A 20,609-nucleotide genomic window follows, 5' to 3' on the forward strand; every position below is an offset into this window, starting at 1 on the left:
GCAGCTACGTCAAGCTGAAGGCGAAGGATTGATCGTATCGCATCCTGATTGCAGATCAAAAAACTCGATAAACCGGGAGTAATTCACGCTAGAGACGGGCCAGCGGTGACTGTGAAAAAAGTCACAGCAAATCCATTCCTCCTGCGGCCCGGAAATTAACCATATACATTCATATTTTTGAATAATTTACTGTTCGCGACCGCAGAATCGCGAGCAGCGCAAGGCAAAAATAAACCTCAAATGCAAAACGAAAAATCTTGATCCATACTTAAGGTCAAACACTCATATCACTTACCGTTCGCTTCAGAATGAGGGTGATATGGATACCGATCTTAAAGACGAAATGCTCTTCAACCTCGATGATTATGCCAGCCTTGCGCATCGGGGCCGGGGCCGAGGCCGGGACGACGACGATCACGGCTCCAATCGCGGGCGTGGAAACGGGCATGACGACGATGACGACAGCGTCAGCGCCAATGACGGCGACGACAGTGTGTCTTCCGGCGAAACCGGCTCCTTCATAGACGCCGTAGACGAGGACGATTTTGCCGACGTGTCCTGGCTTCCGCCGGGACTTCGCGATGGTTTGCCCGGGCATTTCGGTGACGGCGTGCTGCCTCCGGGGCATGGCGGATCCGTTCCTCCGGGACAGTTGCGGCGTCGCTCCGGTAGCGACGACGACGACACTCTCAGCGGCGATGCCGGAGATGATTCCCTTGAGGGCGGGTTCGGCAATGATACGCTGTCCGGCGGTGACGGGAACGACAGCATCGACGGCGGCGACGACTCCATCAGCGGCGACGGCGACGACATCGTCTACGGTAACAGCGGAGAGGACACGATCCTCGGCGGCGATGGCAGCGATCTGCTGTTCGGCGGCCGCGACGATGATAGGCTTTACGGAAACGCCGGCAACGACACAATGGCGGGCAACGCGGGCGACGACGCTCTGCACGGCGGCCAGGGAGACGACGTCCTGTTCGGCGGCGCAGGCAACGATGCCCTGAACGGTGGAGCCGGAAACGACATTCTTGCCGGCGGCGCCGACAGGGATCTCTTCGTATTCGAGGGCGAATCCGGCAACGACGTCATCATGGATTTCGACGCGGCCTCCGACGATATCGCAATCGCGGCATCGACCGGGACTACCAGCTTCGAGACAATGCAGGTTACGGCAAGCGAAACCGGCACGGCCCTGACGCTGGGCAACGGGAGCACCATCCAGCTCGTCGGTGTCGACACCTCGACCGTGAATGCTGACGGCTTCATTTTCTTCTAGGTGACGAAACGCATCGGTATCCGGCCTGTGACCCGGCGGGATACCGATGCTGCATGAACCTGGCGAGTTGACGCCTCTCAGAGATAATCTTGCGCCAGGTCCCAGTAATGCGTCGCGACATAGGCCAGGTAGTTCTTTTCGTCTTCCGTCAGATCCCGGACGTGGCGTCCCGGATTCCCCATCCAGACCTGGCCGGTTCGCACGATCTTGCCCGGCGCGATCAACGCGCCGGCAGCGACCATGGCTCCCCCTTGAACCACCGCGCCGTCCATCACCGTCGCCCCCATGCCGACGAACGCGCCGTCCTCGAGTGTGCAGGCATGGATGATCGCCGCATGTCCGATCGACACCTCGTCGCCGATCACCGTGCCCTGCCCTTTCGAGCTGACATGAACGATCGTGCCGTCCTGGATATTGCTGCGCCGGCCAACCCTGATCGGATTGTCGTCCCCGCGGAGTACCGCGCCATACCAGATGCTGCTCTCCGGTCCGACGGTCACGTCGCCGATCAGGGCCGCCGTTTCCGCAACGAAGGCCGGATCTGCGATTTGCGGGGTGTGTCCCCGAAGGGTCCTGAGCAAGGCCGACAATCCCGTCTCCCGTTTTCGTCCGGATTTCCCTCTCTTTAGCCGAGGATGCGCCCGCGCGCACCATTGAAGGGTTGAATTGTCCGCGCGCGGCGCGCAAAACGCTTTGCCATTCTGACTTCAGTTCGGGACCGCTTCCCATGAGCATCACGCTGCGCGCCGCACGTCCGGAGGATGCCGACGCCCTGACGACTCTTTTTCTGGCCGCCCGGCGGCATTCCATGCCTTACCTGGCGGAGCGGCACAGCGACGCCGAGACGCGCTGGTGGATGGAGAATGTGGTGCTCGCCACGCGCAAGGTGACGGTCGCCGACGAGGCCGACGAGCTGCTCGGATTCTCAGCCACCCACGGCGAGCACCTTGACCATCTCTATGTCGCGCCCACCGCGCTCGGCCGCGGCGTCGGCAGCCTGCTCCTCCAAAAATGCAAGGCCGAATGCGGTAGCGGCCTCTCGCTCTATGTCTTCCAGAAGAATGGCCGGGCGCGCGATTTCTACGAGCGGCACGGCCTTGCCTGCGCGGCTTTCGGCGACGGCTCCGACAATGAGGAGAACGAGCCGGACGCGATCTACGTGCTCCGGGAGGCGCTCGGGCAATGAGCCGTAAATGGCGCAACGTCGCGCTTCTCACCTTGTGTGAAGTGCTCGCCATGACGCTCTGGTTCTCCGGTTCGGCCATCATTCCGGGACTACGCGCCGAGATGGCCCTCAGCGACGACCAGGCCGCCGCCATGGCAAGCGCCGTCTCCGTCGGATTTGTCGCGGGGACCTTGCTGAGCGCGCTTCTGACGCTCGTCGACCGGGTCCGCCCCCAGTATCTGTTCATGATTTCGGCCCTGACGGCCGCCGCCGCCAATTTCGCAACTTTCGCCGTCGACCCGGCCGGGCCGTGGATGCCGGTGCTGCGCTTCGTCGTCGGGGCCTGCATGGCCGGAGTCTACCCCGTCGGCATGGTGATGGTGTCCTCCTGGACCGAGAAGGACCGCGGACTGCTGGTCGGCCTGCTGGTCGCGGCCCTCACCCTGGGCTCGGCATCACCGCATCTGATTGACGTCTTCGGCGGCCTCGACTGGCGCTTCACCATCGCGGCGAGCTCCGCATGCGCCACCGGCGCCGGCCTTCTCGTCCTGCTGTTCGAGCCCGGCCGGCCTTTCGCACGCGCGGCCCGGTTCAAGCCGGCGCAGATGCTCGAGGCCTGGACCGATCCGGCGCTGCGCTACGCCAATTTCGGCTATTTCGGGCATATGATCGAACTCTACGCGGTCTGGGCCTGGATCGCCCTCTTTCTTGCCTCCAGCCTCGCCCTGTCACCAGGCGGCAACGAAGCGCCGCAACTCGCCAAGGTGCTCGCCTTCACGATGATCGGATCCGGCGCCGTGGGCAGCATCGCAGGCGGACTGCTCGCCGACCGTGTCGGGCGCACGCGCCTGACCATGGCCTGCATGTCGGTGAGCGGACTCTGCTGCCTCCTCGCCGGATTCGTTTTCGGCATGCCGATTTGGGTACTGCTGCTGCTCTGCGTGATCTGGGGCATCTCGATCGTGGCCGATTCCGCACAATTCTCAGCCAGCGTCATCGAACTGTCCCCGCCGGACTATATCGGCACCATGGTGACGACCCAGACCTGCATCGGTTTCCTGCTGACCGTCGGCACCATTCACGCAGTGCCATATCTGGTCGGAGCTTTCGGATGGAGCGGTGCCTTCGTTCCGCTCGCCGCGGGACCGTTCCTCGGCGTTCTTGCCATGGCGAAGCTCCGTTCCCTGCCGCAGTCGGCGAAACTCGCCCACGGACGGCGTTGATCGGGTCGCGCGTCCGGCCCAGGACTCTGGCGGGAAGGGCGAGAAACGCGGTAGCACTAGGGCTCTCGACTATTTTTGAACAGCAAACGGCATGTCAGCTCCTCCGCTCGCAATTCTCTCCAATATGACGTCCTGCGCCGCGATCGCAGCCATGGTATCGGCGAAGGGGCTGTCCAATCAGATCACTGCCGTGACGAGTAGGGAAGCTCTCGACCGGCTCTTCGCGGAACACTCCGCCGATGCCCCGTTTTCCGGACGTCTGATCGGCTTCGTGACCGATATGATCGTTCCTGCACGGTATCTCGCGGCCACGCGATTCACGCCGGTGAACTTCCACCCGGGCCCGCCGGAATATCCGGGCCTCCGCGCGATCGAGTTCGCGTTTCGCGACCGGGCCGTCTCCTACGGAGTCACTGCACACGCCATGACCCTGCCCGTCGACTCAGGTCCCATCATCGGCGTGAACCGTTTCGCGTCGAGCGGGAACGGCAGCGAAGATGCGCTTCGGTACGAGACCTGGCGCGCCGCCTACGCACTGCTGTTACACCTGCTTCCGACTCTGGCCGCGGAGGCACCGCTGAAGCGGATCGACGCAGAATGGTCCGGCAAAATGTGCAGCGACGCCGCCTGGCGCGCCCTGCAAGCGGAAGACGTCCACACAGAATCGTGAGGTCCTTTCCCGTCATTCGGGAACGGGTCTCTTTCCCCGCCACCCGCCCCCCATTAACCTTGCCGAACTGCGGCCGTCTCCCATCTGCCTTAGGATCGGGGCGTGAGCCCGCACCGGAACGCAACAGAACGGAAATCACCTCATGAACGACGTCGCGCCATACACGCCGCCGAAGGTCTGGACCTGGGACAAGGAAAACGGCGGGAAATTCGCCAGCACCAACCGCCCGATCGCCGGGGCGACCCACGAGAAGGAACTGCCTGTCGGCAACCATCCGCTGCAGCTCTATTCGCTCGCCACGCCGAACGGCGTGAAGGTGACCATCATGCTCGAGGAACTGCTCGCGAGGGGTCATGCGGGCGCCGAATACGATGCCTATACGATCCGCATCGGCAACGGCGACCAGTTCGGCAGCGGCTTCGTCGAGGTCAACCCGAACTCCAAGATCCCCGCTCTGCTCGACCGCACCGATCCGAAGAAGCCGATCCGCGTGTTCGAGTCCGGCTCGATCCTGTTTTATCTGGCCGAGAAATTCGGGGAGTTCCTGCCGACCGATCCGGCCAAGCGCGCCGAGACCATGAACTGGCTGTTCTGGCAGATGGGCAGCGCGCCCTATCTCGGCGGCGGCTTCGGTCATTTCTACGCCTATGCGCCGGAGAAATGGGAATATCCGATCAACCGCTTCGCGATGGAAACCAAGCGCCAGATGGACGTGCTCGACCGTCGGCTGGCCGAAACGCGGTACATCGCGGGCGACGAGTACACGATCGCCGACATCGCGATCTGGCCGTGGTACGGCACCCTCGCCCTCGGCAAGATCTACAACGACGCCGGAACCTTCCTTGAGGTCGAGTCCTACAAGAACGTCCAGCGCTGGACGAAGGAGATCGCGGAGCGCCGGGCCGTCAAGCGCGGACGGGTAGTGAACCGGGTCAACGGCGAGCCGCACGAACTGCTCGAAGAGCGTCATTCCGCGGCCGATATCGACAAGCTCGGTCTCTAGATCCCCTAGGACCGGACCGCACTGATGTGCGGTCCGGCTCTCTCAGGCATCGCGGAGAATCCGTGCCTGTCGCCGGCGGACATAGACCACCGCCAACCCGCCAAAGATGATCAGCCCGCCGCCGACGCCCTCGCTTGCGGACAGGGCCGGCCAGGCACCGTATCCGCTCCAGGCGATCGCGGCCTCCAGCAAGGCCCCCACGATCGGAAGCGCCAGAACCGCCGCCATATAATTCTGCGTTCCGGCGACCGCTGCGGCACGAAAGCCGAGATAAGTGCAGAACCCGCGCAGCGTGATGCCGAGGCCAAGACCGGCGATCCAGAGTTCAGGCCGCAACAGGTCAACCGGATCGAGTCCCCCGGCCGGTCCTGCCCAATCGACGGAGGCCTGCAGGAAACGCCATGCGGCGAAGCCCGCCGCAGTGATCACCAACACGGTACCGGTCAACCGGATTCGCGTTCCGGGGCCCAGTGCTTGCATATGAGGATGCCGCTCCGCCAGGAGATTGGCTCCCAGAACACAGCAGGACGAAACCAGAAGCAGGCCGACCGCCGGGTTGAGGAACCCGTCCGTGAATCCGGATGCAACGATCGCCGCTCCCGCGATCAGCGGCAGATGGCCCACAAGTTCGGCGGCCGCAGGGCGCCGGTCGAACAGAATCCAGACCGCCAATGTCGATGCCGGGACACCAATGGCGCCGAAAAAACTGGCCTGCATCACATCGACATGCAGCAGCGAGGCCATGTAAAGCGCCGCCGTCCCGACCCTGAAGACGCCGATCAACCAGGTGTCTGCGCGAAGCAGCACGCTGGATCCGGTCTCTCCCCTTCGGGCAATCAGGAGCAGGAAGACCCCGCCGGAAAGCAGCTGCAGGAATGTGAACATCCAGGGGTCCAGGCCATATCCGAGAACCACGGCCCGGCTCAGCGCCAGAAGCAGCGCCCATGAGCCGACAGCTCCGATCAGGACGGTCGATTTCGGTCCAAGCATGTCCGGTGCCCATTTCCGATTGCTGACGACCCGGTCAGCTTAAAGACCCGTTTTTGAATAGATATCTAATTTTGTTCCATGTGATATACATTTTTGTATCATATAAACATGACCATGAACTGGGACGATCTCCGCGTCTTTCTTGCCATCGCGCGAGAGGGAACATTGCGCCGGGCAGCGGCTTCTCTGGCAATCAGCCAGCCGACGGCAGGGCGTCGGCTGAATGCGTTGGAAACGAGCCTCGGCGTACCGCTCTTCAGCCGCGGACACGGAGGACTGAACCTGACGGCGGCAGGAACCGCGCTGCTCCCGACCGCGGAAGCGATGGAAAAGACGGCGGCCGAACTCACCCGGCAAAGCGGGCACCTCGCCGAACCGGCGGGTGGCATGGTCAGGATCAGCGCGATGGAATGGCCCGCCGCTTTCCTCGCCAGCGAAGTCACCTCCGCAAGAGAACACGAACTGGCGATTGAAATCGTTTCCTCCGAACGGACCGAGAGTTTCGCACGCCGGGAAGCCGATCTCGCAATCCGACACGGTCTTCCGGCAGCAGGAAATTTCGTCACCCGAAAGGTCGGGACCATGCGCTCCGCGATCTACGGATCCGTCAGCTATATCGAACAGCATCCGGAGGCGTTGGGAGAAAGCCGTTTCGTGTCGTGCGACTGGATCCTGTTTACGGAGGAACAGGCGCACTACAAGAGCATGCGGTGGCTCGAGGAACGGCTCCGCGGCAAGCGCCCGGTCGCCCGGGTCACGACGACCGATCTTGTACACACGTCGATCGCCGCCGGTGCAGGTCTCGGCTTGCTGCCCTGCTTCATTGGCGACAGAGACCCGCGGCTTCGGCGCGCGACCGGACCGATCGACATGCTCACAGCAGATTACTGGATAATCGTTCCGCCAGAGATAGCGGGCCTCCCCTATCTGCGACGCGCGATCGACTGGATCGCGGCGCGCTTCAAAGCCGAGGCAGTCTCGCTTCGGGGCCCCGACTGAGTCGAGGCGGGACCGCTATTTGCCGCGGGCCGCCCCCCGCAGAATGTCGAGCACAACGCCTGTCGCCTTTTCGATCAGGACAACGTCCGTTCCGGCGATGACGCGTTCGGTACCCTCGGCCGGAGCACCGAGTCTGGCGCTGAGGCTTGCCGGAAGATCCCGCTTGGCAAGACCCGGAGGGAGTGTACCGCCGCGCTCGACCTGCTTCTGCAGACCTGGCGGCAAGGTTTCCTTCTTGGCCAGTCCGGGCGGCAGTCCCTTCTTCCCCGGCTTGTCCTTTTTCTTGTCCGCTTCCGTCGTCTCCTTGTCGGCGTTCTCTGCCCCGAGCAGCACACCGAGCGCCTCGGTGATGACTCGCGCTTCCTCGGAACTGAAAACCTTTCCTGATTTCCCGGCATCGGCCATCGCGGGGGACAGAAGAAGGCCAATCACGGCCAAGGCTGCTAGCGGAGTTTTCATCGAGCCACCCTCGGGTCTTGTTTCGGACGAACCGTCGCTTACCGTGTCAAAATAGAGTTGGTGAGCTCTCACGCAATGACCTATGAGTTATATCACTTCACGCTACCGAGAACCTATGGTTCCTACGGTATGATAGAACTTGCAAATCCGGGATCGCTCCCGAGACAGTGCGGAAAGGACTCCCTTCATGCAGATCAGCGCAAAACTCCTGATGGCGGGTTTTCTGATTGCCGGACTCGCGGCCTGCTCGCCCGAAGTCGGCTCCGAGAAATGGTGCGCCAACATGAAGGAGAAGCCGAAAGGCGACTGGACCGCGAACGAGGCCACGGATTTCGCCAAGCATTGCCTCATGTGATCGCAAGCCAGCTATGCGGCGAGCCGCCTCATGGAGCGGCGTAACAGCCCCGTTCGATCTCCTCGATCAGACCGGGAGCCACTGGTGCCCAGGCGAGCTCGGTGCGGGCACGGCGGGCGCGCACCCGGCTGTTGGATGCCATAGTGTCGTTAGCCGGCCCCTCGCCCCAGTATCCCGCGGCCTCCTCGAGACTCATGCTCTCCGTCCCGCCGCCAAATCCGAGCATACGGCTGATCGCCGCTGCCGCGTCGCGCATCGAGTTCTCCCCGTTCTCGGCGTAATAGAATGCGCCGGCCGGGGCTTTCTCAAGCACAAGGCGATAGAGCTCCACCAGATCGCCGATATGGACATTCGACCAGATGTTTTCCCCGGGTCCGATATGGCGGGCGCCGCGGGTTCTGCGCGCGACATCGATCAGCCAGGGAATCTGCATGCTGTCCGGATTGACGCCGAGGCCCCGGCCGTAAATCAGGCTGGGCGCGATGATCAGCGCACGGATATCTCGGTCTACGGCGCCGAGAATGTCGCGGTTCAAGGCGACCCGAGCCGCGCGTGCCGGTGACGGATCGATCGGCGTCTCCTCGTCGAAGACCGCATCAGATGCATGCCCCTCGTCCCGGCGGCCGACAATGCTGGATCCGCTGGTGTGCAGAAACGTCTTCCCGCTCCCCGCCAAGGCATCGAGCATCGCTTCGACAGCCGCCCGGTGATCGGCGCTCGCCGCATTGATCACGGCATCCGCCCGCGCAGCTTCCCCGGCCAGCACTGATCCATCGTCCAGCGAGCCGAGCACCGGCACGATGCCGAGCCGCGCCACCGCATCGGCACGCTCCTCGCTGCGTACAAGGCCGCGCACGTCATGTCCGACAGCATTCAGATGGACAGCGACGGAGCCGCCGATGAACCCGCTGGCACCTGTCAGAAAAATCTTCATGACGCATGTCCCCCAACGTCAAAACTGTCGAATGTCCCGGCCATCCGGTCCGGGTCGGCCTCGACTCCCGTGAAAAGCGCGAACGCCTTCACCGCCTGCATCACCGCCATGCCGCGCCCGGACATGGTCGCGCAGCCGACCTCCCGGGCTGCTTTCAGCAATTCTGTCTCGAGAGGAAAGTAAACGATGTCCGCAACCCAGGGCCTGTGTTCGAGCAGGCCGCGCGCAATCGGCATGCCCGGATGACGCACCATGCCGACCGGGGTTGCGTTGACGATACCGTCAGGTCTCACGCCGGCAAGATCGGTCTCCGCAATGGTTTCCGCTTTCGCGTCCGGGAACTGCGTCTCTATGTCGGCTGCGAGGCGTTCGGCAGCGGCCGCATTGCTGTCCCGGATCAAAAGGTGGCAGACACCGGCCTCAGCCAGAGCGAGCCCGACGGCGCGGCCCGCGCCACCCGCCCCGAGCAACAGCACACGAGACTTCGGCTTTTCGCCCAACTCGCTCCGGAAGGCGTGGAGAAAGCCGAGATAGTCGGTGTTGTGAGCCGTCCTGCCGCGCGCCGTGAACAGAACGGTGTTGCTGGCACCGACTCTTTCAGTCTCCGGCGCCCGTTCTGTGACATGGGAGAGAACCTGCTGCTTGAACGGATGGGTGACATTCACGCCTGCGAATCCCTTGGCCTCCGCATCGGCGAGCAACGCGCGCAGGTCCGGCCGCTCCATCCCGGCCGTATCGATCAGACGATAGCTGTAGTCGAGCCCCTGGGCCTTCCCCTCGGCTTCGTGCATCGCAGGCGTCCGGGACGCCCCGATACCTTCACCGATCAGCCCGACCCGTATTCTCCCGGATTGTCGCGACATGTCCCCCCCCCCTTTTTCCCGCCTTATTATGTACGACGAGTGTCCGTTACCTCAGTTCCCCCAGCCTAGCAGGGAGAAGCGGAACTTTGGAAAGGACTGAAGCGGGCTTTCCACGCGCGAGACGTCGAGCCGGATCGCAGCCCCCCCCGAATGTCGCACCTGGTATCCGGAACTTGCCGAAGCCACCTTCGAGGCCGATCGAAGCGCATAGAAAAACGGCCCGCCGATTGCTCGGCGGGCCGCTTCGAAAAAGATGTTCTGACGGATCAGCGCTTGGAGAACTGGAAGCTCCGGCGGGCTTTCGCCTTACCGTACTTCTTACGTTCGACCACACGCGGGTCACGGGTCAGGAAGCCGCCCTTCTTCAGGACCGGACGCAGGCCCGGCTCGAAATAGGTCAGCGCCTTGGAGATACCGTGACGCACCGCACCGGCCTGGCCGGAAAGGCCACCGCCGGTGACCGTCGCGTAAACGTCGAACTGATCCTTGCGGTCGGTGACGCCGAACGGCTGGTTGATCATCATGCGCAGCACCGGACGGGCGAAATAGACGCTGTCCTCGCGGCCGTTCACGACGATCTTCCCGTTGCCCGGCTTGATCCAGACGCGGGCGATCGCGTTCTTGCGCTTGCCGGTCGCATAGGCGCGGCCGTACTTGTCCAGCTTCGGCTCGGCCGGCGCGGCGGCCTCGTCCTGCTTAAGGGCCTCGAGCGCTTCCATGCCTGCGCCTTCGTTGGTCGCTTCGGTCTCAACGGACATGGCTTACCTCTTGTTCTTCGGGTTCATCGCGGCGACGTCGAGCACTTCGGGCTGCTGCGCCTCGTGCGGATGCTCGGTGCCGGCATAGATGCGCAGGTTGCTCATCTGCTTGCGGGCAAGCGGACCGCGACTGATCATGCGCTGCACCGCCTTTTCGATGACCCGCTCCGGATGGGAGCCGCCAAGGATCTGGCCCATGGTGCGCGACTTGATGCCACCCGGGTAACCGGTGTGCCAGTAGAAGTTCTTGTCGGCCAGCTTGTTGCCGGTGAGCTTCACCTTGTCAGCATTGATGACGACGATATTGTCGCCGCAATCCATGTGCGGGGTGAAGGTCGGCTTGTGCTTGCCGCGCAGGTAGTTGGCGAGAACGGATGCGAGTCGGCCGAGCACGACGCCCTCGGCGTCGACGATCCACCACTTCTTCTCGATCTCGCTCGGTTTTGCCGAGTAAGTACGCATCTCTTTAACCATCCAGTGATGCTGCGAAATCCAATGGCCGCACGGGAACAGGCCCCGAGCGACGGGTTGGCGTAAAATAGACATCAAAGAACTTTAGTCAAGCGATAAAAATCTAAGAAATTCAACATCCTAAATAAAATGGTATTATAATACCCCACCCCATGGAGGCTCTACGGATTCGCCCGCCCGCACTTTCGTGCATCAAAACACACAAAAACTTTCTGCGAATGGCATTGATTATTGAGCGCTCTCTGCACTTATTCCGCACGGCAACCGCTTACCGCAATTTGATATTCCTTCACTCTTAACTTACTATCAATAAATCTACAGTAATTGTTTGAAAGCCTCGACCATGAGAAGTATTTTTTGATTGAGATCAAGATGTATTGCTGTGCAATAGCCATATAGTAGTGTGTCGCAATGTTTAAATCTCTTTTGGTTGCAGACGATCATAACGTGGTCCGTGAGACCTTTGTCGATTTTCTCCGCGCGGCCCATCCCGGCCTGACTCTTTTTCAATGCGCGAACTTCCAGGCGGCCTGGCGCGCCAGAGAGATCATCGGCGAACCGGATGCAATCTTGATGGACTGGCACATGCCCGGCTCCACCGGATTGACCGGCACCAGGCGTACAGTCGAGATTTTTCCGAACTCGAAGGTCGTTATCTTCTCCGGGGATCTGTCCAACTCTGACCTTGAGGCCGCGCGGTCTCTCGGGGTCGCTGGCTACATTCCGAAGAGCTACAGCGCTCGGGCCGTCGTCGACGGTTTGGCGCTCCTGCATCAAACGGGAAGTTACTTTCCATCCTGCGTTTCCTGGGCGAATGCCTCAAAAGCTGCCCCTGCGGCCCGCCGTCACCGTTGCGGAACGCGGGACATCCAGACACCGATCTCCCCGCGGCAGGTCGAGGTCCTTGGACTTGCTGCGGCAGGCTTTCTCAATAAGGAAATTGCCAACAGGCTGAGCATCTCGGAACCGACGGTCAAAGAGCATATGTCGAACATCCTCAGGTCCCTCCGCGCGAAGAACCGGACAGAAGCCGCGAGGATCGCCCGGGAACTGTCCCTAATATGAAGAAACCTTCGCCTCCAAGAACGAAGCGGCGGGAACGTCGCAAGACCGCGCCACCCGATCTTGGCGCATTCATCAGCCATTTGCCGGTACCGGCCTTCATCTGCCAGGCCGACGGCACAATCCTGGCGGCAAACGCTCCCTCGTCTCTGCTTGCCGGAATCCCTCAGCAAGAACTGAACGGATACAGCCTCCTAGAGCTTCTCCCCTATCGGGCGGCGGATGCCGAGGGCCGCACCGCTTTGTCAGAAGCGATAGCGCAGGGATCAGCAGAAACCGGGCCATGCACCCTGGAATTGAATCTCGATAGCGCCAAAGGACATCCCGGCAAATATGTTCACACCGTCTGCTGTCGTGATGACGGCGTGTATGCGCCCTGCGCTCTTGTGATCGTCTTCGATGTCACGGAAAAGAAGGCAACGGATCGCGATCTGGCGGACAAAAGCCTGGAACTCGAGGCCATCTTCGAGCACGCACCGGTAATGATTGGCCTGAAATCGCTGGACGGCCGCTGGAGCAAAGTGAACCGGTATTTTGCGCGCATGCTCTCGCGCCACCCGGACGACTTAACGGGAATGCGGTCGGAGGATATCTGGTCGGCGGAAACTTCAAACCGCGTCCGCAAGCATGACGATCTGATCCTCAATTCCACAGCCTCCGAAAAGGCTGTGACCGCCACGACGTCCCTTGCCGGCGACCGCTCGATATTCGGGACAAAATTCCCGGTACGAAACAGTAACGGAGATCTCGCTCAAATCGGCTTCGTCGGTGTCGACATCACGGATCTCACAAAGATCCGAGAAGAAAAAGAGCTGGTATCGTCCTGGCTCCGGGAAGCGCAACGGATCGGAAACCTCGCCTATTGGACCTGGCGACCGCAGCCGAGAGAACTGTTCTGGTCTGACGAAATGTTCCGGCTGCTGAGCTGGCAATCAAAGGAACCGCCACACAGGTTCTCGGAATACATCGACCGCATTCATCCCGATGACCGTGAAGCTTTCCACGAAAGAAGCATGCGTGTTAACCGCGGGTTCCGCACCACGATCGAATACCGATTCACGGCCGGCGACGGCCGACAGATATGGCTCTACGACGAGGCTCTGCCTGCCGCCTCTCCCGACGGCATAAAGTTCGGATTCCTGCACGACATCACGCAGCGAAAAGAGGCCGAAATCCGTTTGAGGGATTCGGAGCGGCGCCTTTCGCTTGCCCAGCGGATCGCCGGGATCGGCATCTGGAAGATCGATCAGCGGGACAAGACGATCAACTGGTCGGACGCAGTCTATGAGATCTTTGGCCTTTCCAAGGAAACCTTCGAGCCGACCATCGCAAACTGGTTCAACATCATTCACCCGGACGACCACCAAACCTGCCGGAATGTCATCGAGGCGGCTCCAGCCGAGAGCCGGACCTATCAGATCGAGTACCGCGCCTACCATGCGGACGGAACATTGCTGACCATCCTGGAGCATGGGGAGCACGAGTACGACAGCGATGGCAGGCGCGCCTGGTCCCACGGCACCGTGCAGGACATCACCGAGCTGAAGAATCTGCGAGACAAGGCCATCGAGGCACAGAAGCTCGAGGCGACGGCCGCCCTCGCCGGCGGCCTGACGCACGATTTCAACAATATACTCGGTGCGATTGCCGGCAATCTTGATGTGATGGAGATCCGCGGCGCCGCGCGGCTCGGGTTCGAGCCGCCGATCGACCGCATCCGGCAGGCGGTCCGCTCCGGCCAGGCCCTGACGCAAAGGCTTCGCAACTTCGCCCGGAACGAGCCGCTGGCCCCGAAACCGGTGTCCATAAATCGGGCGGTCGAGAATATCGCGCATCTCGCCGCCTCCTCGGTCAACGACCGCGCCACCATTGAGGTGGATACCGCCCCGGAATCGCTCATCTGCGACGTGGATGTCAGCGGCCTCGAGACGGCACTCCTCAACCAGATTCTTAATTCCGGCGAGGCTCTGGAGCACGGCGGCGCGATCAGGATCTCCGCATCGAGGGCCGAGAAGGACTCCGTTCCGAGCAATCTGCCCGACGGCTCCTATGTCGTGATTTCCATCGCCGACGACGGACCGGGTATGTCCCGGGAAGTCGCGGAGCACGCGTTCGACGCATTCTTCACGACAAAGCGCGGCAGTGGCGGCACGGGGCTCGGTCTTTACATGATCAGGAATTTCGTCAGAAGCCATGGTGGAGAAGCGGTCCTGCACACCGCACCGGGAGAAGGAACGCGCCTCTACCTCTTTCTCCCGGAATGTCCTGCCGAACGGATCGCGGCGGGAGCGCCGGCCCGAAATGCCGGTATTTCCTCAGCCAGCGGCAGAATCCTCGTTGTCGAGGACCAGCCTGGAATCCGTGCCTTTATGGAGGACTGCCTGACGGACCACGGATACGAGGTCCACACGGCCGCGACGGGTGACGAGGCTTTGAAACTGCTCGTCAAGATGGGGGCAGAGCTCGATGCCATGATCTGTGACGTCAATCTCGGCACAGCGATCGACGGGTTCTCCCTGGCACGGCAATCCCGGGCGCTCCGGCAAACCTTCCCGATCGTGTTCGTTTCCGGCTTTGCCGGGAGCATGCGGGCATTGGATGCCGCCGAGGATTTCGGGGCGACCCTGATCAGAAAGCCGTTTGGCGCGAACGACCTGATCGCCGAAGTCAAAAACGCCCTGAACGCCTGAGATCATCCGTCCGTTCGGAATCAGGCTTTGATCGTTTTCTCCATGAAAGCGTCGCAGGAGGTCTTCAGCGAGGCACCTTCGGAAGCAAGCTGCTTCGAGGCAAGAAGTACTTCCTGCGCCAACTCCCCGACGCGGGACGAGGCCGACTGGACTTCGACGATATTCGTCGCGACCTCCTGGGTTGCTGCGCTCTGCTCCTCGACGCCCGCCGCGACCCCCGTCGCGATCTCATCGAGCTGTTCGATGGTACGGGTGACCGCTCCATTGGCCTCGACAGCGTCGCTGACCGCGGTCTGGATCTGCGAGATCTGGTCCGCGATCTCCTCGGTCGCCTTTGCCGTCTGGGTGGCGAGGCTTTTCACCTCGTTCGCCACCACGGCAAACCCCTTACCGGCGTCCCCCGCGCGGGCGGCCTCGATCGTGGCGTTCAGAGCCAGAAGATTGGTTTGAGCCGCAATGTTCTGAATCAGCGAAACGACCTCGCCGATCCGTTGCGCGGCCTCGGAGAGCGAGTTGATCATCCCCGTCGAGCGCCGGGATTCGCGGACAGAATTGTTGACGATCTCCGTGGCCTCCGCCATCCGGCGGCTGATTTCGACGATCGAACTGCTGAGTTCCTCGGTCGCCGAAGCAACGGTGGTTGCGGTGCTGTTGGCAACGCCCGCCGATTCCGCCATGGCTGCAGAGTTCGACTGGAGCTGCGCCGATGCGCTGGATACCTGGGAGACAACACTCTTCACGGTGTCGGCCATCTTCACATTCTCGGTCACGACCGACCAGGTCAGCATCGCCGCCATGTAGCTCCCGTCCGGTGCGTTCAGTGCGCTAATCTCCAGATTGAGCTTCTGGTCGCCGAGAGAGATGATCGACTGCCACGGCAGGTTGCTTGGATCGCTCAGGATCCGCCGCTGATGCTCCGGCTTCTTGTGGAAGACGTCGATGCTTGCGCCTTCCATCTCCTCGACCTTGATAGGCAACAGATGCTCGATCTGTCTGAGCGTGCGGCGGCTCGTGTCGTTGAGATAGACAATCTCGAACGTATCCTTGTCCGCCAACATGACATTGATCGGCAGGTTGTTGAGCATCTGCATCTGGCGGGAAATCGCGGTCTCGTTGCGGACTTTCTCCGTTACGATCTCCCAGGTCAGCATCGGGCCGACATACGTCCCGGAAGCATCGCGCATTGCGGTAACCTGGAGGTCCAGTATCTCCCCATCCGCCTCGATCCTGGCACGATGCGGGAGGTTGTCCGGATTTCGGAGCATCTTGCGCTGGTGCTCCGGGTTCTTGTGAAAAATATCGATCGACTGGCCGACGATTTCTCCCGGGGGGACTGGAAGAACGGCCTTGATCTTCTCAAGCGCCTCCATCGAGGCCTTGTTGGCGTAGACGATCGTGAAATCAGGCAGGCTGCAGGTCATTATCGCGACGGGAAGCTCGTCCAACAACGCGTAGTCGGACCGGCTCTTGCTGACATCCCTCACAAACATGAACATCCGTTGTCCCCTTCGTTCCAAATGGCCCTTCGAATTCACGAAATTCGCTTTTTGCGAATAGGGTTTAGAATCAGGGCAATTTCCTTGGAACGACAACCCGACCTAAGAAGGGTGGGGTAAGTCTCTGTTTTTTAGATTTTTTACCGTTCTTCGTTGATTTTTAGCAAAAAACCCACACTCGCCACATGGTCGAATCATCTTATTTTCTTCATGGCAATATGATTGCGGCTAGCAGCTGGATGTCAGATACGCAGAGACGGGATCCTGAGAGCAACGCTAGCCGGCTCCCTCCGGAGCTGCCGGTTGGCTTGTCCGAGATTTCGCCGAGCCGCCCTCCCAAGTGGCCACTTGCAGTCGCAGAACGCCGCCAGACGGCGCCCCGAAGAGAACCGGCACTCGCCGCAAAATAACCGCAACCCGATCCAAGAAAGCTGCCCCGCGCTGCATTTCGTTTTATGGCTGCAGCGATCTTGAGGAGCGGCATCGGAGATTTCGCAGCACCAGTCCGGCCAAAAACCTCCCCGCGTCCGTTCAACCTGACTTATTCGCCGGGCAACAACGGAACCAAGCGAACGCTGGCGGTCATGCTTTCGCCCGGAGCAAGCGATCGGATACCGGTTCCGCCAACACCTCGGGCCGCCAGATTGACGGCATCAATGGAGTGGGAGACCGGTTCGGCGCAGAAAAAAGGCCTGTCCGGCGGTGAGAACAGGATCATGTGCCCCAACTCGCCGCTCGCCGAGATCTCCAGCGCCGCATCCTCCCGCCGCCAAACGATACGGAAGCTTCCATCCCAGCCCGAGAACCCCGTATCCAGGCCGCGCGGGAGCGAAACGTCCTTCTCGAAGCGGAGTTCTGCCGGCAATGACGCGGCCCCCGTCGGCAGAACACCCTCGACGGCAGGCCAGTACTGTTCGAACCGTGCCCGGACCTCGGGCCCGCCCCGCCATGGAAAATAAGGGTGATGCCCAAGACCGGCCGGCATCGAGCGCCCACTCTCATTGGTAAGCTCGAGCACAAGCGTCAGCGCTCCCGACGCGAGCGATATCTCCTGTACGGCGCGGTAGGCGAAAGGCCAGTCGCCGTCGCCGTAGCGATAGCAGAGGCGCACTGATTCTCCGGTCGTCCGCTCGACCGTCCAGGGAAGCGACCGTCCGTGCCCGTGGATCGCGTTCGTTGCCCCCTTCTCGGTCGCTTCGATGCGGATGGTCTCTCCCTCCCACTCGAAGCACGCATCGCGGATCCGATTGGAAAAGGGTACCAGCGGGAAACTGCCCCAGGCCCCGGAACGGCCATCGGCAATGTCGCAGGCAGGCGCCGGAACCATCCAGTCAAACCGCCTGCCCTGACGGGTACTGTAGAAAGCGGTGACCCGTCCGCCGTTCTCCGGCCAGACTTCTGTGTGGAGATCCCCGTCCGACAGGCGGACAATGCCGCCCGCCGTCACCGCTGATCTTCCGGCGGAATGGAGTAGGTCGCAGTCACGTGACAGACCGGATCATCCTCCTCTCCCTGACTGAACAGGGTTACCTCGCCATAGGCGAGCCGCTTTCCGCATTTCAGCAGCCGGCCTTCCGCGATGAGATCCGCCGGTTTCGGGCGGCGAAGGAAATTGGCGTTGAGGCTCGTGGTCACGGCCAGCTTCACGATGCCGATGCGCGAGAGCACGCAGGCATAGACCACCACGTCCGCGAGCCCCATCATCACCGGCCCGCTGACCGTTCCGCCCGGGCGCAGGAAATCTTCCCGGTAGGGCAGCACGGCGCGCGCCGTGCCGTCGCCGATTTCCTCGAAGACAACCCCGTACTGGCCGACGGCCGGCACTTCCTCGCGGGCAATCCGCTCCATTTCAGCATTGGATATCTTCGTCATTCGCCCCCTCCCCAGGACGCGCGGAACGGTTATTCTGATTCAACCGTGAAGAAACGCGCGGCGACGTAACAAGGGCAGGAAATTAGGACAGAGGCGAATGAGCAGTCATCTTTTTTCCCCGATCACCCTCCGCGGGCTGAAACTCGAGGACCGGATTGCGGTCTCGGCCATGTGCCAGTACATCGCGGAGAACGGGACGGCGAACGACTGGCACCTGATGCATTACGGCTCGCTGTCCATGGGGGCAGGCGGGCTGCTCATCACCGAAGCGACCCATGTCTCGCCTGAAGGCCGGATCTCGCCGAACTGTCTCGGCCTCTATTCCGACGAGAATGAGGTAGCGATCAAGCGCTTCGTCGATTTCTGCAAGAAGCACGGCACCGCCAAGCTCGGCATCCAGATCGCCCATGCCGGACGCAAGGGCTCGACCCAGCCTCCAGGAAAAGGCGGCAAGCCGGTGGCCATTGCCGAAGGCGGATGGGAGACGGTCGGTCCGTCCGGGCTCGGCTATGCCGACTGGCCGGCGCCGCGCGCGCTGGACGATGAAGGTCTCGCGAAGGTCAAGGCAGATTTCGTCGCGACCACGAAGCGCGCGGACCGGATCGGCTTCGACCTCGCCGAACTGCATGGCGGCCACGGCTACCTGCTGCACCAGTTCGTCTCACCGCTCAGCAACCAGCGAACGGACGGTTACGGCGGCAGCCTCGAAAACCGCCTGCGCTTCCCGCTCGAGGTCTTCGAGGCCTGCCGGGCCGTCTGGCCGGAGGAAAAGCCCTTCGCCGTCCGCTTCTCCGCGACGGACTGGGTCGATGGCGGATTCACGCCGGAGGAAGCCGTGGTCTATGCAAAGGAACTCAAGGCACTCGGCTGCGATTTCGTCGACGTCACCACCGCGGGCCTCGATCCCCGGCAGAAGATCGATGTCAAGCCCGGCTACCAGGTTTTCCTTGCAGAAAAGATCAAGAAGGAAGCCGGTATCGCGACGATGGCGGTCGGCATGATCGTGACACCGCAGCAGGCCGAGAAAATCGTCGCCGACGGCGAGGCAGACATGGTGGCACTTGCCCGCGGCGTGATGGACGATCCGCGCTGGGCCTGGCACGCGGCGCAGGCGCTGGGCGAGACCATCGCCTATCCGGCGCAATATGCCCGCTGCGCCCCAGGCGTCTGGCCGGGCGCCGAATGGAAATAGGATTCAGCGACTTAAGCGCTGCTTCTTGCCGTTTCGGAAACTTTTGACGGATCGAGCAACCATTCGACCGCAATCTCTCGGTCCATGAATATCCGGAACGGGATTGGGGAAACTACGCCCGCCATTGCCACAAAGGCGCGGATCAACATCGCTTCGGCGTCCGATTTGACCACAATAGCGGTCCGGGCGTCCGCGCCACGGGCGCTCGCGAAACGCGCTCCGTTGGATGCCACCTTTCTGAACTGGTCCGCGGAAAAACTCGAAAGGTCCGCCTCAAGAAAGTTCCAGAGCGCCAGAGTCTTTGGAACCCTTTCGTAATAGTCCGAGACAGCATCGAACACGTCCTCGGGCTGCACAAACCCCATGCCCAGAAACTCGACGAAATCTTCGCGATCCGAAATTCTAACCGTCAAAGAACTGTCCGCTCGCTCGTCTCTCCCCAAGGGTGATGAAATCTCATCACATTGAGCGACATGGGACCTTCGGCGAGAGAATCAAGGCGAAGCACTATGCGTCGTCGGGAATCACCTCAGTCCCGGTCACCACGAAGCCAGGCAACCGCCGCGTCACGGTCGAGAAATACCTGGTGTTCTACGGACGAAACCGCACTCGCCGTGCTGCTGTAGGCTTTGAGCAGCAGGTGTTCGTCCGGCGTACTGACGACAATCGCATTGCGGGCGCCGTCGCCGCGCAACCGGCCGAGTTCGGCACCTTTGTCGGCAACCTTGGGGAAATGTTCGGCCCTGAAATAGGAAATCTGCGCTCCGAGAAGGTTCCACAGCGCCAGCTTTCTCGGCGTATTTCTGTGAAAATCGGCCGACACCGTCATGATCTCGATGGCCGAGAGTTCGCCGTCGCACACGAACTCCACGAGGTCGTCATACTCATGGATTTCGATCGGCACTCCGGGGCTCCCTGCTCACACTCTTGCGTCCGGCGGGATATTGCACCCCGGTGTATGACGCATACCAAAGTGTTCTTTACGGTGACAATCAATTGATGGCCAGCGCGCAGGCAGCGCATTGGAAACGCGCTAGAAACCGGGACCGTCACCGCTCCTTGCAACGACGGGCCGGACTTTCGGTAAGGACCTGCAGAAGGGAGGGCGGTTTGGCGCGCCCGACTGAA

General features: G+C 61.6%; 22 protein-coding genes. 10 read left to right on the plus strand and 12 right to left on the minus strand.

Features of this window, described 5'->3' with window-relative positions:
• Positions 1-319 precede the first annotated feature (319 nt).
• Positions 320-1,279, plus strand: coding sequence for a calcium-binding protein (locus JJ959_RS18925; protein WP_292887247.1), 960 nt, complete (start codon positions 320-322; stop codon positions 1,277-1,279).
• A gap of 77 nt (positions 1,280-1,356) precedes the next feature.
• Here JJ959_RS18925 and JJ959_RS18930 read toward each other — a convergent pair whose 3' ends face one another.
• Entirely contained in the window at positions 1,357-1,860 is a 504-nt protein-coding gene (locus tag JJ959_RS18930) for a gamma carbonic anhydrase family protein (RefSeq protein WP_292887249.1), read from the minus strand.
• A gap of 146 nt (positions 1,861-2,006) precedes the next feature.
• Here JJ959_RS18930 and JJ959_RS18935 point away from each other — a divergent pair, with 146 nt between their 5' ends.
• From JJ959_RS18935 to yghU, 4 genes are all read left to right on the plus strand, one after another.
• The gene (locus JJ959_RS18935; RefSeq protein WP_292887252.1) at positions 2,007-2,465 is read left to right on the plus strand and encodes a GNAT family N-acetyltransferase; all 459 of its coding nucleotides are present in this window, start codon (positions 2,007-2,009) and stop codon (positions 2,463-2,465) included.
• On the plus strand, positions 2,462-3,667 hold the full coding sequence (locus tag JJ959_RS18940; protein WP_292887255.1) for an MFS transporter: 1,206 nt from the start codon (positions 2,462-2,464) through the stop codon (positions 3,665-3,667). Before JJ959_RS18935 ends, JJ959_RS18940 begins: the two co-directional genes overlap by 4 nt.
• Positions 3,668-3,758: 91 nt before the next feature.
• Positions 3,759-4,337, plus strand: a complete 579-nt coding sequence (locus JJ959_RS18945) for a formyltransferase family protein (protein ID WP_292887258.1) — start codon at positions 3,759-3,761, stop codon at positions 4,335-4,337.
• Positions 4,338-4,479: 142 nt separating this feature from the next.
• Positions 4,480-5,340 carry a glutathione-dependent disulfide-bond oxidoreductase gene (gene yghU / locus JJ959_RS18950; RefSeq protein WP_292887261.1) on the plus strand — a complete coding sequence of 287 codons (861 nt, stop codon included), beginning with the start codon at positions 4,480-4,482 and terminating at the stop codon, positions 5,338-5,340.
• Positions 5,341-5,382: 42 nt separating this feature from the next.
• On the opposite strand, the gene JJ959_RS18955 is transcribed toward yghU, so the two are convergent.
• Positions 5,383-6,330, minus strand: coding sequence for a hypothetical protein (locus JJ959_RS18955; protein WP_292887263.1), 948 nt, complete (start codon positions 6,328-6,330; stop codon positions 5,383-5,385).
• Between the two features lie 108 nt (positions 6,331-6,438).
• Between JJ959_RS18955 and JJ959_RS18960 the strand changes: the two genes are divergently transcribed.
• The gene (locus JJ959_RS18960) at positions 6,439-7,329 is read left to right on the plus strand and encodes a LysR family transcriptional regulator (protein WP_292887266.1); all 891 of its coding nucleotides are present in this window, start codon (positions 6,439-6,441) and stop codon (positions 7,327-7,329) included.
• Positions 7,330-7,344: 15 nt separating this feature from the next.
• Here the strand turns inward: JJ959_RS18960 and JJ959_RS18965 are convergent, their stop codons facing one another.
• On the minus strand, positions 7,345-7,761 hold the full coding sequence (locus tag JJ959_RS18965; RefSeq protein ID WP_292887269.1) for a hypothetical protein: 417 nt from the start codon (positions 7,759-7,761) through the stop codon (positions 7,345-7,347).
• 214 nt (positions 7,762-7,975) lie between these two features.
• On the opposite strand from JJ959_RS18965, the gene JJ959_RS18970 reads away from it, so the two are divergent.
• A complete protein-coding gene (locus JJ959_RS18970) occupies positions 7,976-8,143 on the plus strand; it encodes a DUF3012 domain-containing protein (RefSeq protein WP_292887272.1) in 168 nt (55 codons plus the stop codon).
• Between the two features lie 28 nt (positions 8,144-8,171).
• Here JJ959_RS18970 and JJ959_RS18975 read toward each other — a convergent pair whose 3' ends face one another.
• From JJ959_RS18975 to rplM, 4 genes are all read right to left on the minus strand, one after another.
• The gene (locus tag JJ959_RS18975; protein ID WP_292887274.1) at positions 8,172-9,077 is read right to left on the minus strand and encodes an NAD-dependent epimerase/dehydratase family protein; all 906 of its coding nucleotides are present in this window, start codon (positions 9,075-9,077) and stop codon (positions 8,172-8,174) included.
• Complete coding sequence (locus tag JJ959_RS18980; protein ID WP_292887276.1) at positions 9,074-9,940, minus strand: shikimate dehydrogenase; 867 nt, start codon at positions 9,938-9,940, stop codon at positions 9,074-9,076. Before JJ959_RS18980 ends, JJ959_RS18975 begins: the two co-directional genes overlap by 4 nt.
• Before the next feature lie 266 nt (positions 9,941-10,206).
• Entirely contained in the window at positions 10,207-10,659 is a 453-nt protein-coding gene (gene rpsI / locus JJ959_RS18985; RefSeq protein ID WP_292887326.1) for a 30S ribosomal protein S9, read from the minus strand.
• 42 nt (positions 10,660-10,701) lie between these two features.
• On the minus strand, positions 10,702-11,160 hold the full coding sequence (gene rplM, locus JJ959_RS18990; RefSeq protein WP_292887279.1) for a 50S ribosomal protein L13: 459 nt from the start codon (positions 11,158-11,160) through the stop codon (positions 10,702-10,704).
• Between the two features lie 420 nt (positions 11,161-11,580).
• Between rplM and JJ959_RS18995 the strand changes: the two genes are divergently transcribed.
• Positions 11,581-12,234: a response regulator transcription factor gene (locus tag JJ959_RS18995; protein WP_292887282.1), complete on the plus strand. Its 654-nt coding sequence runs from the start codon at positions 11,581-11,583 to the stop codon at positions 12,232-12,234.
• The gene (locus tag JJ959_RS19000; RefSeq protein WP_366817086.1) at positions 12,231-14,921 is read left to right on the plus strand and encodes a PAS domain S-box protein; all 2,691 of its coding nucleotides are present in this window, start codon (positions 12,231-12,233) and stop codon (positions 14,919-14,921) included. The genes JJ959_RS18995 and JJ959_RS19000 overlap by 4 nt, the downstream gene beginning before the upstream one ends.
• A gap of 20 nt (positions 14,922-14,941) precedes the next feature.
• Here the strand turns inward: JJ959_RS19000 and JJ959_RS19005 are convergent, their stop codons facing one another.
• The 3 genes from JJ959_RS19005 to JJ959_RS19015 form a co-directional block, all read right to left on the minus strand.
• Positions 14,942-16,411: a methyl-accepting chemotaxis protein gene (locus tag JJ959_RS19005; protein WP_292887288.1), complete on the minus strand. Its 1,470-nt coding sequence runs from the start codon at positions 16,409-16,411 to the stop codon at positions 14,942-14,944.
• Positions 16,412-16,958: 547 nt separating this feature from the next.
• Positions 16,959-17,864 carry an aldose 1-epimerase gene (locus JJ959_RS19010; protein WP_292887290.1) on the minus strand — a complete coding sequence of 302 codons (906 nt, stop codon included), beginning with the start codon at positions 17,862-17,864 and terminating at the stop codon, positions 16,959-16,961.
• Entirely contained in the window at positions 17,861-18,289 is a 429-nt protein-coding gene (locus tag JJ959_RS19015) for a PaaI family thioesterase (RefSeq protein ID WP_292887293.1), read from the minus strand. The genes JJ959_RS19010 and JJ959_RS19015 overlap by 4 nt, the downstream gene beginning before the upstream one ends.
• Positions 18,290-18,386: 97 nt before the next feature.
• On the opposite strand from JJ959_RS19015, the gene JJ959_RS19020 reads away from it, so the two are divergent.
• Positions 18,387-19,481: an NADH:flavin oxidoreductase/NADH oxidase gene (locus tag JJ959_RS19020; protein ID WP_292887295.1), complete on the plus strand. Its 1,095-nt coding sequence runs from the start codon at positions 18,387-18,389 to the stop codon at positions 19,479-19,481.
• Positions 19,482-19,492: 11 nt separating this feature from the next.
• Here JJ959_RS19020 and JJ959_RS19025 read toward each other — a convergent pair whose 3' ends face one another.
• Together JJ959_RS19025 and JJ959_RS19030 are read right to left on the minus strand one after the other, a co-directional pair.
• Entirely contained in the window at positions 19,493-19,894 is a 402-nt protein-coding gene (locus tag JJ959_RS19025; protein ID WP_292887298.1) for a hypothetical protein, read from the minus strand.
• A 116-nt stretch (positions 19,895-20,010) separates the two neighbouring features.
• Complete coding sequence (locus tag JJ959_RS19030) at positions 20,011-20,385, minus strand: hypothetical protein (RefSeq protein WP_292887301.1); 375 nt, start codon at positions 20,383-20,385, stop codon at positions 20,011-20,013.
• Between the last annotated feature and the right edge of the window lie 224 nt (positions 20,386-20,609).

This window comes from Nisaea sp., assembly GCF_017640745.1.
Classification (GTDB): Bacteria; Pseudomonadota; Alphaproteobacteria; order Thalassobaculales; family Thalassobaculaceae; genus Nisaea.